The 16,572-nt window shown below is 72.9% G+C and carries 11 protein-coding genes; 5 read left to right on the plus strand and 6 right to left on the minus strand.

Annotated elements, in window-relative coordinates; all coding sequences use genetic code 11:
- The first annotated feature begins 235 nt into the window (after positions 1-235).
- A complete protein-coding gene (locus WMF20_RS00065; protein ID WP_437609538.1) occupies positions 236-3,175 on the plus strand; it encodes an ArnT family glycosyltransferase in 2,940 nt (979 codons plus the stop codon).
- A gap of 335 nt (positions 3,176-3,510) precedes the next feature.
- Here the strand turns inward: WMF20_RS00065 and cobA are convergent, their stop codons facing one another.
- Positions 3,511-5,202, minus strand: a complete 1,692-nt coding sequence (cobA, locus tag WMF20_RS00070; RefSeq protein ID WP_437609540.1) for a uroporphyrinogen-III C-methyltransferase — start codon at positions 5,200-5,202, stop codon at positions 3,511-3,513.
- A 110-nt stretch (positions 5,203-5,312) separates the two neighbouring features.
- Here cobA and WMF20_RS00075 point away from each other — a divergent pair, with 110 nt between their 5' ends.
- The 3 genes from WMF20_RS00075 (at position 5,313) to WMF20_RS00085 (ending at position 7,418) form a co-directional block, all read left to right on the plus strand.
- Positions 5,313-5,696: a DUF4339 domain-containing protein gene (locus tag WMF20_RS00075; protein ID WP_437609542.1), complete on the plus strand. Its 384-nt coding sequence runs from the start codon at positions 5,313-5,315 to the stop codon at positions 5,694-5,696.
- Between the two features lie 207 nt (positions 5,697-5,903).
- Positions 5,904-6,887: a porphobilinogen synthase gene (hemB, locus tag WMF20_RS00080; RefSeq protein WP_437609544.1), complete on the plus strand. Its 984-nt coding sequence runs from the start codon at positions 5,904-5,906 to the stop codon at positions 6,885-6,887.
- Between the two features lie 3 nt (positions 6,888-6,890).
- Positions 6,891-7,418 (plus strand): hypothetical protein, encoded by a 528-nt coding sequence (locus WMF20_RS00085; protein ID WP_437609546.1) that lies wholly within the window; start codon positions 6,891-6,893, stop codon positions 7,416-7,418.
- Here WMF20_RS00085 and WMF20_RS00090 read toward each other — a convergent pair.
- The 3 genes from WMF20_RS00090 to WMF20_RS00100 are packed head-to-tail and all read right to left on the minus strand — an operon-like array spanning position 7,415 to position 12,602.
- Positions 7,415-9,334: an ABC transporter ATP-binding protein gene (locus WMF20_RS00090; RefSeq protein WP_437609548.1), complete on the minus strand. Its 1,920-nt coding sequence runs from the start codon at positions 9,332-9,334 to the stop codon at positions 7,415-7,417. The genes WMF20_RS00085 and WMF20_RS00090 overlap by 4 nt on opposite strands.
- A 29-nt stretch (positions 9,335-9,363) precedes the next feature.
- Positions 9,364-11,160: an ABC transporter ATP-binding protein gene (locus WMF20_RS00095; RefSeq protein WP_437609550.1), complete on the minus strand. Its 1,797-nt coding sequence runs from the start codon at positions 11,158-11,160 to the stop codon at positions 9,364-9,366.
- Positions 11,161-11,186: 26 nt separating this feature from the next.
- A complete protein-coding gene (locus WMF20_RS00100; protein ID WP_437609552.1) occupies positions 11,187-12,602 on the minus strand; it encodes a hypothetical protein in 1,416 nt (471 codons plus the stop codon).
- A gap of 369 nt (positions 12,603-12,971) precedes the next feature.
- Here WMF20_RS00100 and WMF20_RS00105 point away from each other — a divergent pair, with 369 nt between their 5' ends.
- A complete protein-coding gene (locus WMF20_RS00105) occupies positions 12,972-13,583 on the plus strand; it encodes a zinc-ribbon domain containing protein (RefSeq protein WP_437609553.1) in 612 nt (203 codons plus the stop codon).
- A gap of 70 nt (positions 13,584-13,653) precedes the next feature.
- On the opposite strand, the gene WMF20_RS00110 is transcribed toward WMF20_RS00105, so the two are convergent.
- Together WMF20_RS00110 and WMF20_RS00115 are read right to left on the minus strand one after the other, a co-directional pair.
- Positions 13,654-15,546, minus strand: a complete 1,893-nt coding sequence (locus tag WMF20_RS00110; RefSeq protein WP_437609555.1) for a serine/threonine-protein kinase — start codon at positions 15,544-15,546, stop codon at positions 13,654-13,656.
- 181 nt (positions 15,547-15,727) lie between these two features.
- On the minus strand, positions 15,728-16,570 hold the full coding sequence (locus WMF20_RS00115; RefSeq protein ID WP_437609557.1) for an HAD hydrolase family protein: 843 nt from the start codon (positions 16,568-16,570) through the stop codon (positions 15,728-15,730).
- Positions 16,571-16,572 lie beyond the last annotated feature (2 nt).

Consider the following 16,572-nt stretch of genomic DNA (forward strand, 5'->3'; position numbering starts at 1 on the left):
CGCGGCCGCGGTCATCGCGCCGTGCCGGCTGTCCCGGCGCGGCGCGCGATCCGGGGCGGCGTGTCCTCATGAGCGGCCGCCTTCGGGTTGAGCCCGTGCAGACCTCGAGCAATGCCGGCGCGCGCATGCGTCGATCGAGCGGCGTGCGCTGCGCGAGCGAGCGCGACCGCTGCTTTGCCCGGCGACGCAGAGTTGCTACGTCAGGGCCGCGCCGCGTTCCGCGTTCGGCGCAGCCATGAACGACACGCACGACAAGAGCAGCGGCGCGCCCGCGGACGCCCGCGACGGGACGACCGCGGCGGACGAGACGACCGAGGGCGGCGTGGAGGGCTCCGGCGCCGCGGAGCCACGCGCCCCCGCGGAGGACGAGGCGGCGGCGCGCGACGGCGCGGCCGGCGCGGACGAGGCGGCGGCGCGCGACGGCGCGGCCGGCGCGGACGAGGCGGCGGCGCGCGACGGCGCGGCCGGCGCGGACGAGGCGGCGGCGCGCGACGGCTCGGCCGGTGCGGACGACGCCGCGCCCGACACCGACGAGGTGCGCCTCGTGCCGCAGGGCAACCCGCTCCGCTGGCGCGGCGCCGCCGTGTCCGCCGCGGGCGCCCTGCTCGCGTTCGTCGTGATGGCGCTCGCGCCTCAGCTTCGCTGGGGCGTCCCGCTCGGCGCGCTCGGGGTCGCCGTCGCGACGCTCGGCCTGCTCGACCTGCTCGGCACGTTCGACGACCCGCCGGAGCACGTCGCCGCGCGCGTCGGGATCCGGGACCTGCTCGGCCCGCTCGCCCTGCTCGGGTCCGGGCTCGCCGCGTTCTTCGCCCTCGTCACGCTCGCCGTGGCGGGTTACCTCTCGCCGAGCTCCCTCTCGGGGGGCGGCGCGCGCACGCTGCTCTCGCTGGCGGTGCCCGCCGTCGCCGTCCCCGCCGCGTTCCTCACGGCCGTGGTCGGCGCGTTCCGGGTCGGCGAGCGCCTCGGCCCCTGCCGCGTCGACGAGACCGGCGCGCCGCGCCCCCTCCTCCGGCGGCACGGCTTCTGGCTCGTCGCCCTCGTCACGCTGCTCTACCTCCCCATGCTCGGGAGCCACGCGCTCACCGACCCGTGGGAGACGCACTACGGCGAGGTCGCGCGCGAGATCCTGGCCAGGAACGACTGGATCTCCCTCTGGTGGGCGCAGGACGGCTGGTTCTGGTCGAAGCCGGTGCTCGACTTCTGGATGCAGGCGCTCGCCATGGCGGCTTTCGGCGTCCGCTACCGGTCGGGAGAGATGCTCTCGGCCGTGGCCGACGGACGCACGCCGTGGCCCGAGTGGGCGGTCCGGCTGCCCATCTTCGCGCTGACGCTCGTCGCCGTTTACCTCCTCTACAAGGCCGTCTCGCGGATCTTCAGCCGCCGCGCGGGGCTGCTCGCGGGCGTCGTCCTCACCACCATGCCGCAGTGGTTCATGGTCTCCCACCAGACCATGACCGACATGCCCTTCGTCGCGACCATGGCCGCGGCGATGGCGCTCCTCCTGCTCGGCATCCACACCGACGACGCTGAGGAGGCGCGCGTCTACGAGGTCGATCTCGGCGCGCTCAAGGTGGGCCTCTCGCTCTACCACCTCGTGCTCGGGGCGATCGTCGCCTGCGCGCTGCCGCAGGTCCTCTACCTGCTGTCGCGCCACGTCGAGATCCACACGGCGCCCTTCGGCCTGCGCCTCCACGGCGACGTCTTCAGCTCCGGCTCCCCGGGCAACTGCGGGCTCCCCGGCAACGAGGCCTGCCGGTCGGTGCTGCCCGTGCTCCCCGGGCTGCAGCCGGCGCTCCAGGCGATCATCTGGGCGCAGACGCTCGGGATCGTCCTGTACGCCTGCTGGGGCGAGCGGCGCGTCCAGCGGCTCCTCTTCCTCGCCGCGTGGTTCTTCGCCGCCCTCTCCACGATGGCCAAGGGGCCCGCCGGCTTCGGGCTCCCGGTGCTCTGCGCCCTCGGTTACGTCGTCGTCTCGCGCCGCTACCGCGACCTGCTCAAGATGGAGATCCCCGTCGGGCTGCTCGTGCTCGCGTGCGTCGCGCTCCCCTGGTTCGTCGCCATGTACGCGCGGCACGGCCAGCCGTTCACCGACAGGCTCCTGTTCCACGACATGTTCAAGCGCGCCTTCACCCACGTGCACGACACGAACGAGGGCGACGACGTGAGCTTCCGCTACTACGTGTGGCAGCTCGGCTACGCGATGTTCCCGTGGACGGGGCTCGTGCCCGCCTCGCTCGTGTGGTGGCTCCGGCGGCGCGAGGGGGGAGCCCCGGACGAGCCCGGCTCGGCCGAGGTCCGAAGGAGCGACGCCTCGGTGTTCCTGGCGATGTGGTTCCTCTTCGGCTTCGCGCTCTTCTCGCTGATGCTGACGAAGTTCCACCACTACATCCTGCCGGCCGTCCCGCCGGCGGCGATGCTCACGGGGATCCTGCTCGACGACATGCTGCGCCTGGAGGCCCGCGCGGGCGCGCTCGGCTCGGGCGCGGCCTCCGCGCCGGCGCCGCCTTCGCGCGCGCTCGCGACGGTCGCCTACGAGCGCGCGATGCTCGGCGCCGTCGCGATCGGCGCCGCGCTCCTCGTCTTCCTCGTCGGGCGCGATCTCGCGATGGCGCGCGAGGGGCAGCCGAGCCAGGCGAGGCTGCTGCACCTGTTCACGTACAACTACAAACGACCCTGGCCGCAGTCGCTCGACTTCTCCGCGACCCTGTGGGCCTTCACCGCCGGGGCGGCCCTCCTGTGCTTGCTGCTGGTGGTCGCGCGCTTTCGCCGCCTCGCCCTCTATGCGCTCGCCTCGCTCGCGATCGCGTTCACGGCGTGGGGGCTCGACGTGTACTTCGTGCGGACGTCGCCCCACTGGGGGCAGCGCGAGACCTTGCTCGCCTACGCGCGCGCGAGCCAGGAGATCCCAGGGCCGCTCGTCGCCTACCAGATGAACTGGAAGGGCGAGAACTTCTACGCCGGCAACAAGCTGGCCGCCTTCGTCTCGAGCGGGAAGAAGTTTCAGGACTACATCAACGAGCAGAAGAAGAAGGGCGTGAAGACCTTCTACTTCGTCACCGAGCACGGGCGCATCAACTCCCTGTCGAACGAGCTCGGCAACCCCCGCATCTTCGAGCGGCTCACGTCCATCGAGCTCAACAACAAGTTCCTCGTCGTCCGAGCGACCTTCGAGTGACCGGACGGCGACGGAAGGCCTTTATCGCACCACCGCTGTCCGGATGTGAGGGTGTACGCCTGCTCCGAACCGAGGCGTGCGGTCGTGGATCACGACAGCGCCTGGACGTCGGGAAATCCCTTGCAGCTATGTCCGTGCGGTAGCGCAAGAGCGCAAGGGAGGTCCTGCGCGGACGCCCTAAGTATTCGAATTCACTGTGGGAAGGCGCAGGCACGCCTCCTGCTCTCTCCGGGCCCGAGCGTCGCGGCGGAGACCTTTCCCCCCCAGGTCCGCTGCGACGCTCTTTCTTTGCGCCGCCGACTGAGGAGCTCGCCGCATGCCGTGCGAGCAGCTCCTCAGTCGGCGGCGCTCGTCGGTGCAGCTTGCAACGCAGCGAAATATCGATCCAGCGCGTCCAGGAGACCTGCTGTGGTGCTCACCTCGGCGGTCACGCCGACCCGGAGCCCCCGCTTCTCGGCGGTGGCGGTCGTGATCGGGCCGATGCTCGCCAGGAGCACGCGGTCGAGGCGCGCCGCGGCGCCCTCGCCGAGGAGATCGCACAGGCTGTCGACGGTGCTGCTCGACGTGAGCAGCACGACGTCGATCTCGCCCGCCGCGAGCGCCCGGAGCAGCTGCTCGCGGCGATCGCTCGAGGCGGGGCGGGTCTCGTAGACGGGCACGACGTCCACCTCGCAGCCGGCGGCGCGGAGCCGCTCGGGGAGCACCTCGCGGGCGACGAGCGCGCGCGCGAGCAGGACGCGGACCGGGGAGCGCGCCGCCCTGCGCTCGGCCAGTGCGGGGTCGGCGAGGATGGCCTCCGCGAGCTCCTCGCCGCGGAACTCCTTCGGGATGATGTCGGCGCGGACGCCGCGCGCGGCGAGCGCAGCGGCTGTCCCGACCCCGATCGCGGCGAGGCGGGCCGAGCCGAAGGCGCGCGCGTCCAGGCCGAGCCGATCCAGCTCCTCGAAGAAGCGCGAGACCCCGTTCTCGCTCGTGAACACGACGGCGTGGTACCCGGTGAGCCCGCGGACCGCCGCGGTGACGCGCGCCGGGTCGGGCGGCGGGTGGATCTCGATGGTCGCGAGCTCCACCGCCTCGCCGCCGCGGAGGCGGATGAGCCGCGAGGTCGAGCGCGCCTGGTGCCGCGGCCGGGTCACGAGCACGCGCTTGCCGAACAGCGGCTTCCGGTCGAACCAGCGCAGCGCGTCCCTGAGGCCGGTGACGGCGCCGACGACGATGACCGCGGGGCTCTGGAGCCCCGCCTCCCGGGCGCGGCGGGGCAGCTCGTCGAGGCGGCTCGAGACGACGCGCTGGTCGGCCCGCGTGCCCCACTGGATCGCCGCCGCCGGCGTCGCGGGATCGCGGCGACCCGGCCCCATCAGCCCCGCGACCACCGCGTCGAGGGCCTGCATGCCCATCAGGACGCAGATGGTCCCGCGGACCGAGGCGAGCTCGCTCCAGTCGAACGCCTTGCCCGCCCGGGTGACGCCGCTGACGATCATCACGCTGGAGGCGATGTGCCGGTGCGTCAGCGAGATGCCGGCGTAGGCCGTCGCGCCGAGCGGAGAGCAGACGCCCGGCACCACCTCGAACGGCACCCCGGCCCGCGCGAGCGCCTCCGCTTCCTCCGAGCCGCGCCCGAAGAGGAACGGATCGCCGCCCTTCAGGCGGACGACGCTGCGGCCCGCGAGCCCGAGCGCGACGAGCTCCGCGTCGATCTCCGCCTGCTTCGCGTCCTTCACGACCCGGTCGCCGCCGCGCTTGCCGACCGAGCGCACCTCGGCGCCCTCCCGCACGCCGTCCAGCAGCGCCGGGTGGACCAGCTCGTCGTGCAGCACGACGTCGGCCGTGGCGAGGAGCTCCGCGCCGCGCAGCGTGAAGAGCCCCGGGTCGCCCGGTCCCGCGCCGACGAGGTACACGACGCCCGGCCTGGCAGCGCCGGGCCCCCCGCCCGCGGCCCGCTGCGCCGCCGCGCCGTGGCCCTCGTCGGAGGGGTCGTCGCGCCTTGGAAGCACCGTCAAACTCTCGTCGTTCTGTCGTTCACTCATGGCAGACGTTGATTGTCATAGCGAATCTGCAGTGATGTTGACTCGGTGCGTTAAGGGGATAGAATCGCACCGGTTCGATTCAACGTCCGGCGGTTTCTGGAGTCCATTCAATGAGATCTGTGAAACTGTCCCAGGAGCTGCGGAGCTCGGAGCGCGGCTTTACGGACCGATGGTACGTCACCAACGGCGAGCGATCGGTCGGTCCGGTCAGGCTCGACCAGCTCGCGCGCGGCATCGAGAATGGAAACGTCCCGCTCGATAGCTTCGTCCGCAATGAAGCATGGACCGTGTGGTGCCCGCTGTCCGACATTGCAATGGTCACGGTCGCCGCCACGGACACGCCTGCGGAACAGCCGGACGAGGTCTTGGCCGTCGAAGCGGACGACGACGATACGGTCCCGCTGTCGTCCCAGCAGACGCCCCCACCGGTGACCCCGCCGCGCCCGGGGCCGACGGTGCGCCAGACCGTGCGCCCTGGCGCGGCCCAGCGTTGAGCGATGTCCGCGCGCGCGGCCCGCGCCGGGGGCGGGCGCCGCGCGCGGCGGGGCAGGCGCGGCCGGCAGAAGGAAAGTGGAGGGCCGGTCTCATGCGGGCGCTTTCGGGCGAACACTAGCCGATTCCAGCGCTCTGGCGATCCACGGATCGCGCGCGGCGAGACCGGAGCGGTCCCCGCGGGCGAAGGGCTGCTATGCTCCGCCGCCGTGTTCCCCACGAAGCGACCGCGCCGGCTCCGCCGCACGCCCGCCCTCCGCGCCCTGGTGCGGGAGACGTCCCTGAACCCGGGGGATTTCATCCTCCCCCTCTTCTTCAACGAGGCGCTCGACGCGCCGCGCCCGGTCGGGACGATGCCGGGCGTGTCGCAGCTGCCCGTGAGCGCCGCGGCGGCGCAGGCGCGTCTCTGCAAGGAGCACGGCATCGGCGGGACGATCCTGTTCGGGCTGCCGCGCACCAAGGACGCGTCGGGCTCGAGCGCCTACGACCCCGACGGCCCGGTCCCGCGCGCCGTGAAGGCGATGAAGGACGCGGTGCCGGAGCTGCTCGTGATGACCGACGTGTGCGTCGACGAGTACACCGATCACGGCCACTGCGGCCTGCTCCGGCAGGACGCGTCCGGCGCGGTGGACGTCGACAACGACGCGACGCTGGAGGTGCTCGCGCGGGCGGCGGTGGTCCACGCCAAGGCGGGGGCCGACGTGGTCGCGCCGAGCGACATGATGGACGGCCGCGTCGCCGCCATCCGGCGCGCGCTCGACGCCGAGTCGCTGACGGGGACGGCGCTCCTCTCCTACGCCGTGAAGTACGCGTCCGGCTTCTACGGGCCGTTCCGCGAGGCGGCGGACTGCGCGCCCAAGTTCGGCGACCGAGCGGGCTACCAGATGGATCCCGGGAACGCGCGCGAGGGCCTGCGCGAGGCGGCGCTCGACGAGGAGGAGGGGGCCGACATGCTCATGGTGAAGCCCGCGCTCGCGTACCTCGACGTCATCGCGCGCGTGCGCGAGGCGACGACGCTGCCGCTCGGCGCCTACAACGTCAGCGGCGAGTACGCGATGATCCAGGCGGCCGCCGAGCGCGGCATGATCGACGAGAAGCGGGCCGTGCTCGAGCTGCTCACGTCGATCCGGCGCGCCGGGGCCGATTTCATCCTCACCTACCACGCGCTCGACGCCGCGCGCTGGCTCGGCTGAGCCATGCGGAGCCAGGGAGCGGGCGGGGGTGCTGCGCGACGCTCGGGGTGGGCCGCCGCCTGCGCGGTGGGCGCGGCGGCCGCCCTCGTTGCGGGCTGCGCGCCGAGCCGGTGCGACCGGTCCGAGAGCGCGAACCCGCCCGTCGAGTTCACCGAGGCCACGCCGGCGGGGGGCATCTACGAGACGTCGGCGCCGGACGGCGAGCTCCTCTATTTCCCGGGGGGCATGCGGTACGCGCTCAAGCACGGCCTCGGCGCGCGGCCGCGATGGTGGCAGGTGTACCTGTCGTTCGAGAGCGACGGCACGAGGCGCGGCGGCACGCTGGCGCACGCGGCGGGCAACCAGGCCGAGGTGACGTGCGCGGACGACGAGCACCTGATCGTGATGAACGACAGCTGCTCCGAGTACTGGCTGCGCGTGGTCGTCGGCGGCGCGGACGGCGCCGACGAGGGCGCGGCGAGCGCCGGCGAGGGCGCGGCGAGCGCCGGCAAGTGCTACGGCGACGACGACCCGACGCCCGCTGACCCCTAGGCGTGCGCCGCCGCCTGCCGGGCGAACTGGAGCCGGTACAGCTTGCTGTAGACGCCGCCGGCGGCGAGCAGAGCCTCGTGCGTGCCCTGCTCGACGACGCAGCCCTTGTGGAAGACGACGATGCGATCGACGGCGCGGATCGTCGAGAGGCGGTGCGCGATGATCAGCGCGGTGCGCCCCTCCATGGCGCCCTCGAGCGCGCGCTGCAGGCGCGCCTCGGTGTCGCTGTCGACGTTGGCCGTGGCCTCGTCCAGGATGAGCAGCGGCGGGTCGCGGTAGAGGGCGCGGGCGAAGGCGATCAGCTGGCGCTCGCCGGCGCTGAAATTGCTGCCGCGCTCGAGGACCGGGGCGTCGAGGCCGCCCTCGCGGCGCTCGAAGAGATCGAGCGCGCCGATGCGGTTCAGCGCGTTCACCACCTTCGCGCGATCCGGGATCGCGTCGCCGGCCGCGATGTTCGTGAGCACCGTGCCGGGGAACAGGAACACGTCCTGCGGGACGACGGCGAACTTGCGGCGCAGCTCGTCGCGCGCGTACGCGCGGACGTCGCGGCCGAAGACCCGCACGGTGCCCTCCTCCACGTCGTAGAGGCGGAGCAGCAGCGACGCCACGGTGCTCTTGCCGGCGCCGGTCGCGCCGACCAGCGCGACCTTCTCGCCGCTCCTCGCCGCGATCGAGACCTGCCGCAGCACGGGCGCGCCCGGCTTGTAGCCGAACACGACGTCGTCGAGCTCGAACGCGACGCTCTCGTCCGCGGCCGTCGCCGCGCCGGTACAGCTCGCCGTGGCCGTCGCGTCCTCGTCCTTGTTGTCGAGCAGCTCGAAGATGCGCTCCGCGCCGGCCATCGCGGACTGCAGCAGCGTGTACCGGGCCGAGAGATCGCGGATCGGGACGAAGAACATGTCGATGTAGGCGACGAAGGCGAACAGCGTCCCGAACGAGATCTCCTCCTTGAAGCTCTTCACGCCCGAGTACCAGAGCACCGCGGCGATGCAGACGCTCGAGACCATCTCGATGGCGGCGTCGAGCGTCGCGTCGAGCACGATGGAGCGGTTGTTCGCGTTGCGGTAGGCGGCGTTGATCTCGTCGAACTCCTCGGCCGAGCGCTCCTCCCTGGCGTAGGCCTGCACGACGGCCATGCCGGAGACCTGCTCGTTGAGGTACGCGTTCATCCGGGCCGTCTTCGCCCGCACCTCCCGGAAGGCGTCGCGGATCCGGCGCCGCGTCCAGTTGACGCCGAGCGCGACCGGCGGCACCGCCGCGAAGGCGAGCAGCGACATGCGCCAGTCGAGCGACACCATCACGACGACGATGACGGCGAGGCGGAGCAGGTCGCCGAACGCGTTGAGCGCGCCCGACGCGAACATCTCGCCGATGGCGTCCACGTCGTTCGTCACCCGCGTGACGAGCCGGCCGACCGGCGTGCGATCGAAGAACCCGAGGCGCCGGGTGTGCAAGAACCCGAAGACGCGCATGCGCAGGTCGGCCATGGCGCGCGCGCCGGCGAGCTGCATCAGGTAGAGCTGCGGGAACGCGAGCGACTGCTCCGCGAGCATGACGCCCGTGAGCAAGAAGCCGTTGCGCGTGAGGCGATCGAGCCCGCCGGGCGCGTCGAAGGCGTCGAGCGCGTCGCGCATGATGAGCGGGCGCAAGAGCGCCAGGAGGGCGGTGACGACGAGCAGCGAGAGCGAGATCGCGAGCTGCTTGCCCTGCGGGCGCACGAACGGCCACAGCCGCAGCAGCATGCGCGCGTCGTACGCCTCGCCGAGCTGCGCCTCCTCGTGGAAGCGGCTCAGCACGTCCTCGGTGCGGCTCGCCTTCTTCGCCGCGCGGCCCCTGCTCGCCGAGGGCGGCGCCGGCCGCCGCGGGCTCGCGCCCGCCTCTCCAGCGGCCGTGGCGCCGCTCGGTTTCGCCTGCATCGTCGCGCTTTCTCCTGAGCTCGGCTGCGTCACGAGAGCTCCACCGGCCGCGAGGACGGCGTCGCCTCGAGCGTCGCGAGATCCTCTTCGAGCTGCTGCTCCTCGGCGAACGACGCGTACAGCCCGCCCGCGCGGACGAGCTCGTCGTGCGTGCCGCGCTCGATGATCCGGCCCTGCTCCAGCACGATGATCGCGTCGCACCGCCGCGCGGCCGCCACCCGGTGCGTGATCAGGATGACGGTCCGCCGCGCGGCCTGCCGCTCGATCGCCGCGAGGATCGCCTGCTCGGTCTTCGCGTCGACGGCGGAGAGCGGATCGTCGAGGACGAGGACGCTCGGCTCGCGCACGAGCGCGCGCGCGAGCGCGACGCGCTGGCGCTGCCCGCCGGACAGCTGCACGCCCCGCTCGCCGACCACCGTGTCGAAGCCGTCCGGCAGCGAGAGGACCTCGTTCAGCACCTCGGCCTCGGCCGCGGCGGCGCGGATGGTCTCGAGCGCGGCGGGCGAGTCCGGATCGTCCAGCGAGTAGCCGATGTTGCGCGCCACCGTGGTCGAGAAGAGGAACGCGTCCTGCTGCGCATAGCCGATGCTCGCGCGCACGGTCTCCAACGGCAGGTCGCAGATGTCGACGCCGTCCAGGAACACCGCGCCGCGCGGCGTGGGCATGAGCCGGGCGAGCAGCGTGGCGATGGTGCTCTTGCCCGAGCCCGTGCGCCCCACGATCGCGAGCGAGCCGCCCGCCTCGACGTCGAAGCTCACCCCGTCGACCACCTTCCTCGCGCCGTGGGAGAAGCTCAGCTCCTTGACGGAGATGGCGCCGCGGACGACCTCGGGGGCGGGCACCGGGCCGCTCACGACCTCGGGGATGGCGTCGAAGATGGCCTTGAGCCGCACGTAGCCGGCGCGGCCGCGCTGGACGATGGCGGCGACGAAGCCGAGGGCGAGCACCGGCCACGTGAGCCGCAGCAGCGCGAGCCAGAAGGAGACGAAGTCTCCCCTCGTCATCTGCTGCTCCAGCACGAGCTGCCCGCCGTACCAGAAGACGATGAGCACGCCGACCGAGCTGATCGCCCCCATGAGCGGCCCCATGGAGCCGCGCAGCTTGGCGAGCGAGAGGCTCTTCTCGAGGTACGCCTGGTTCGTGCTCGAGAACGCGGCCATCTCCGACGCCTCGAGCGCGAACGAACGGACGACCCGGACGCCCGCGAGGCTCGCGAGGACGCGGTCGCTCATGGCGCCGATCGCCTCCTGGTTGTCGCGGGTGCGGAGGAAGAGCTTGGTCGAGAACGACCGGGTGACGAGCATCAGCGCCGGCATCGTCAGGAGCGCCGCGAGCGTGAGCCGCTTCGAGATGTTGAGCATCACGTACAGGGCGCTCGCGAACGCGAAGAGCGAGCCGACGACGTTCAGCAGGCCGAAGCCGAGGAGGAGGCGGACCTGCGTCAGGTCGTTCGTCGCCCGGCTCATGATGTCGCCGGTCGGCATCTTGCGGAAGAAGGCCGGCCCGAGCTTGTGCAGGCGCGCGAGAAGGACCGCCCGGAGCTCGTACTCGACGTTGCGGCCCGCCGTGAAGATGGTGACGCGCGAGAACACGCGCATGATCGCGGCGCCCACGCTCACCGCGAGCATGACGAGCGCCGCCCGCGAGGCCTCGCCCGACTGGAGCTGCACGGCGGCGTCGACGGCGTCCTTGACGAGGAAGTCGCGCTTGGCCATGAGCAGCTGCTGCGTCGCGAGCAGCGCCGAGCCGGCCAGGTAGAGCGGGAGCTTGCTGCGGAACTGGGCGCCGAGGCCCACGGGGTAGGTTGAAGGATCGCGCTTGACCATTGCGGGGGAGTGCCGCGCGGCGACGCTCAGCGCGCCTTGCGCGGCGTCGGCGCGAGCGGCTTGCGGTGCGAAGTCGAGAGCGCGGGCCGATCCCGCCCTTCGACCACGAGCTCGAGATCGTCGAGCTCGAGCCTGGTCGCGAGCAGGCCGAGCAGGACGCGCGCCCCTCCGCGGCCATCGAGCTCGCTCACCACGCCGATCTTGTCGCCGAACGGCCCTCGCCGCACGCGGACGCGGCTCCCCTTCTCGATCGCGCCGCCCTTCGCGGGCTCGGGCGCGGCCTTCGCCGCGGCGTCCGGCTCGCCGGACGGGGCGCGCTGCGCCCGCGGCGCGGGCTCGGCCGGCGGCCTCTGCGGGGCTTCGGCCCTCGCCTGCGGCTCCGCCTCGCCGTGCGGCGCTCGCCGGGTCGGGGCGCCGCCCTCTGCGCCGTGCCTCGGCGCGGGCCGCGGCTCTCCTCCGCGGGCGGCGCCGGCGCCGCTCGTCGACTTGAACAGCGTCGCGAGGGTCGGCCGGCGGGCGGGGAGGGCGGCCTCGACGCGCTCGTCGCCGCGGGCCCGGGCCTGCTCCATCGATCGCTCGCGCGCCCGGGCCTGCTCGGAGCGCCACCGCTCGTTCTCGGCCTCGAGCTCGGCGTGGGCGCGCGCCCGCTCCTGCTCGATGCCCTCGAGCTTGCGGTCGAGCGCGATGCGATCGTTCTCGCGCGACCACGCGACGAGCCGGTAGATGGGGGCCAGCGCGACGAGCGCGTCCTCGAGCTGCTCGTCGAGGATGTCGGCGTGCTCGACCGCGGTCTCGCGCGGGACCGACCAGCCGATCCAGAGCGGCACCTGACCGTCGGCGGCGCGGCGGAGCATCTCCGCGATCGCGTCGGGCGTGGCCGCGCTGCAGGCCACGCGATCGCCACCGCCGGCGCCGAAGGAGAACTGCTCCGGGAGCGCGTGGAGCGCGCTCGTGAGCTCGGCGGCGAGCGGCGAGGCCGGCTCGCCGGTCGCCTCCTCGCTCGCCGAGAGGCGGGCCCGGAGGTTGTCGACGTCGACCTTCGCGTCCGGGTGGACGGCGAAGCACACCTGCACCTCGCCCTCCGAGATGCGCAGCGCGAGGAACGCGTGCCGCGTGTAGGGGCTCGGATCGTCGATCGCATCGGAGATCGAGCGGCCGCGGTCGAGCAGGCGATCCAGCTCGTCGCGCGCGGCCTGGTCGCGCCAGAAGAAGACCCACTGGCAGTCGGCCCGGTGCTTGTTGCGGATCGACGGGTGCTCGTCCGAGCCATGGACGTCGACCGAGATGCCGAGCTCGCTCAGCCGGGCGACGACGCCGCGCGCCCAGGCGAGCGCGCGCTGCTTCACCTCGAGGCGGGGGCGCGAATAAGCCTTCGAGGTCGCCTTTTCGGCGGCGTACGCGTCGAAGTCACGAGCGGTGAGGTGCAGGGAGGGATGGCTCATTGCTTCGACTGGGTGCGGGGCGCGGCGTGGGCGGGCGCAGCCCGCGGTCGGTCACGGGAGGAGCTGCGCTCCTCGTGAAAGTCGCGCGGATGGTATCGTGAGGAGCTACGAAATCAAAGCCTCCACGCCGCGCGATCGATCCCGGCGACGCGTGGAGGCGGCACGCTTGACCGCCATGACAAGCATGTCACCGTAGGCACTCCCGTGCCCCCTCAAGAGGGCGATCCCACCCAGTTCATCGAGATCCCCGCGTAAATTGCGCATCTCCGGCGCAGCGGGGTCGCTCCCGGGCGCTCTCGTTTACCCCAGTCACCCGAGCACCCGAGCCCGTGAGCCTGCGAGGCCCGTCGGCCTGACGAAAGAGGAATCATGGAACAGCATCGAGACGAGCACATTGTCTGCGCGAGCTGCGGCACGTCGTTCCTATTCTCGGCTGCGGAAGCCGCCGTCTACGCCGAACGGAGGCTCGCGGCCCCGCCGAAGCGGTGCCGGACCTGCCGCCGCGCGCGCAAGGACAACCGAGGGGAGCACGAGAGCGCGTCGACCGCCCGCGCGGCGCAGCACCAGCGCCCTGGGCCGGCCCGGAGCGCCGGCGGCGGGTACCGCGGCGCGGCGCGCGGCGACGGTCGGCCTCGGAAGCCCCAGTACACGGGTGACGTGAACGAGTACCGCAGCCCGATGCAGGACGCGTACTCGGGGCTCGCGCCCGCGTGGACGGTGCCGAGCCAGTACCCGCGCCGTCCGCGCGGCGGCGCGCCCGCCCGCGACGACGGCAACTACCGCGCGCCGTCGTTCGCCGGCGAGCGCCGTGCTCCTGCGCAGGGCCGCGCCGCGGCGCAGCCGCCGCGCGCGCCGCGCAACCGTCCGACGTTCTCGATCACCTGCAAGTCGTGCGGCTCCGAGGGCGAGGTCCCGTTCAAGCCGGTCGAGGGCCGCGACGTGTTCTGTCAGGCGTGCTACCGCGCGCGCAAGCCTTCCTGAAGACCCCGCCAGCGCAGCTGCGAGCGCGCAGAGGTCCGGCCATCGTAGGCCGGACCTCTGGCGGACGGAGCTAGAGGCTGATCTCGCAGGCGAGCTCGGAGGTGAAGCCGAGCTCGCCGAGCGTGATCGTGACCTTCACGCCCCCGCCGGACGCGCGCCGCGCCGTCTCCTCGACCATCCCCACGACCCACAGCCGGAGCGGCAGCGAGGCGGGGTCGAAGTCGCCGATGTGGAGCGTCACCCGCCCGGTCGGCCCGGTGGCCACGCGCCACGAGCCGAACGTGAAGAGCCGCGACCAGATCGAGGTCCCGCGGCGCATGAGCGACGCGATGTCGGTCAGCGGGCGGGCGAAGAGCGTGCGCACGAGGCTGTGCAGCTCGCCGCCAACGCCGAGCCTCCCGATGTCGCGCCAGCGCTCGAGATCGCGCAGGACCAGCGACGTCGCGAGCTCCATGTAAGCGTCGAGCGCCTCGAGATCGTACCCGACGAGCGCGTTGATCGAGTCGTGCTTGAAGTCGTCGGCGTAGCGGAGCGGCATCTGCGCGACGACCTCGTCGCGCGCGCTCCTGCCGTACTCGTCGACGATGGTGCGGTCGACGCTCCGCAGGACGGGGCCGCGCACATGGTACTGCCCCGCGAAGCGCGCCGGCAGCGGCCGGACCGGGGTGACGTTGGGCCGCCGCGTGTCGCGCTGCCGGTTGAGGAGGGCGCCGAAGTCGGCGCTGCGCACGGTCGGCTCGGCCCGGAGGCCGAGGTCGGCGCTGCGCACCGTGGGGAGCGACTCGCCGCGCTGCGAGAGCAGGGTGGGCTCCGAGCCGCGGCTCCGCAGCGCGTTCGAGAGCGTCACGCCGGGCGCGGGCTTCGCCGGCTCGGACGACGGCCGCATGACGGGCGGCGGCTCGGTGACGCGGCTGCCCGACACGAGCGGCGGCGAGATGCGCATCGGCGGCGCGGGGCTCACGTCGAACGACGTGCCCGCGCGCGAGCGGTCGCGCGAGGACGAGAGCCGATCGCGCTCGTTCTCCGGCGCGTTCCCGAGGCTCAGGGCCATCCGCCGCTGCACGTTGATGAGCCGGCCGAGCGCCGCCGTCCGCCGCGGCGGCTCGGGCGCGACGCGCTCGAGCTCGCGGACGACGTCGCCGGCCGTCTGGAAGCGCTTCGCGGGATCCTTCTGCAAGAGCCGCTGCACGATCGCCTCGAGCCGCGGGTCGACGGTCACGCCCGCCGAGGCGAGCGTCGGCACCTCCGCGTGCACGACGCGGAACGCCGTCGCCACGGCGGTCGGCGCGCGGAACGGCCGCGTGCCCGTGAGCACCTCGTACAGCAGGACGCCCACCGAGAAGAGATCGCTGCGCCCGTCGAGCGGCGACTCCCCCGTGGCCTGCTCCGGCGACAGGTAGTCCGGCGTCCCGAAGACGACGCCCGTGCGCGTCCGCGGCGAGGGGCCGTCGGAGTCGAGCACCTTGGCGATGCCGAAATCGAGCAGCCGGACGACGGCCGATCCGCGGCTCGGATCGAAGGCGATGAAGATGTTCTCGGGCTTGAGATCGCGGTGGATGATCCCCGCGCGGTGCGCGGCGTCGAGCGCCTCCAGCACCGGGATCGCGACCCCGACGGCGGCCTCCATGTCGAGGCGGCCGAAGCGCGCGAGCGCCATGCCCAGCGACTCGCCGTCGAGGTGCTCCATCACGATGTACGGACCGAGCTCGCCGACGCCCGCGTCGATCACGTCGACGATGTTCGGGTGGCGGATCCGGTTGACCGCCTGCGCTTCCTGGAAGAACCGGTGGGAGAGCTCCGAGTTGTCCGCCAGCTCGGGGTGGAGGAATTTGATCGCAACGGCGCGACCTGCGAGCACGTGCTCCGCCCGGAACACGTCGCCCATGCCGCCCCCGCCGATGCGCTCCGCGAGGCGGTACTTGTTGTCGACGAGGAGGCCGGGGGTCGGGGGTCGAAACGCCATCTGCTGCCGCTGGCGGGCGAGGGACCAAGGTCATGGTCCCCGAGAACACGCGCCCCTGTAAAGGGTTGGGAGGCACGCCCCTCCCGAAAGCTCGATCCTATTCCTTTGGGTTGCGTCGCGGCTAGGCTACCTGCTCTAGGTGTGGGGCGGATCGCACGCGAGGCCCTTGCGCGCGGGCAGATCACGGTTCAGGTGCATTCTTCCGCAGTTCGGCGATCCGGCCGGCTATCTCCGCGAACCCGCGGCCCATGGGCTGGGAGGCCACGAACCGCGGCGGCACCGACAGCTTGCCGAGGTGGGCGCGCACGTTGGCTACGCCGAAGGTCAACGCAAATGCAGCGAAGGCGACGCCGTCGTTGCCGCTGTCGCCCACGAAGGCGTAGCGGTGCCGCGCGCGGGTCGGATCCTCGCCGAACCGGCTCGAGAGCAGGCGCACGGCGCCCGTCGCCTTGTCGGACGGGTCGCGGGTGAGGTGGAGGTGGACGCTCGAGACGAGCGTCCTCACCCCCCGCTCGCGCAGCTCGGCGCGCATCCTCTGCACGTCCTCCGGCGGGACGCGCCGGTGCTCGCCGATGTCGATGGTGACATCGGTCACCCTCTGGTCGTTGTCGTCTGCGAGCGCCGCCGCGGGAAAACGACGCACCATGTCATCGGCGAGCGCGACGAGCTCGGCCCGACGGGCCCGCCGCGTGCCGCGGTCCAGCGCGTCGAGCGTGACGACGCGGCTCGCGCCGGCGGTCGGGGCGAGCGCTTCTCCGGGGCCGGCCCGCTCGCGGACCAGCGCGACGGCGCCGTTCTCGACGATCGTCGCGTCGATCGGCCATTGCCGCTGGATCACCTCGCCCCATCCGGCGGGCCTGCCGGTGCAGGCGATCAACGCGAGGCCCGTCTCGCGCAGACGGAAGAGCGCTCCGTAGGCGGATTCGGTCAGGGCGCCGTGATCCAGCACGGTGTCGTCGAGGTCGAAGATCACCCCGGCGAGGCCGCGCGCGGCGTCGGGGGTCAAGAGGGAGAGCGGGTCCATCG

Origin of the sequence: Sorangium sp. So ce834 (genome assembly GCF_051521425.1) — a bacterium.
Lineage (GTDB): Bacteria > Myxococcota_A > Polyangia > Polyangiales > Polyangiaceae > Sorangium > Sorangium cellulosum_D.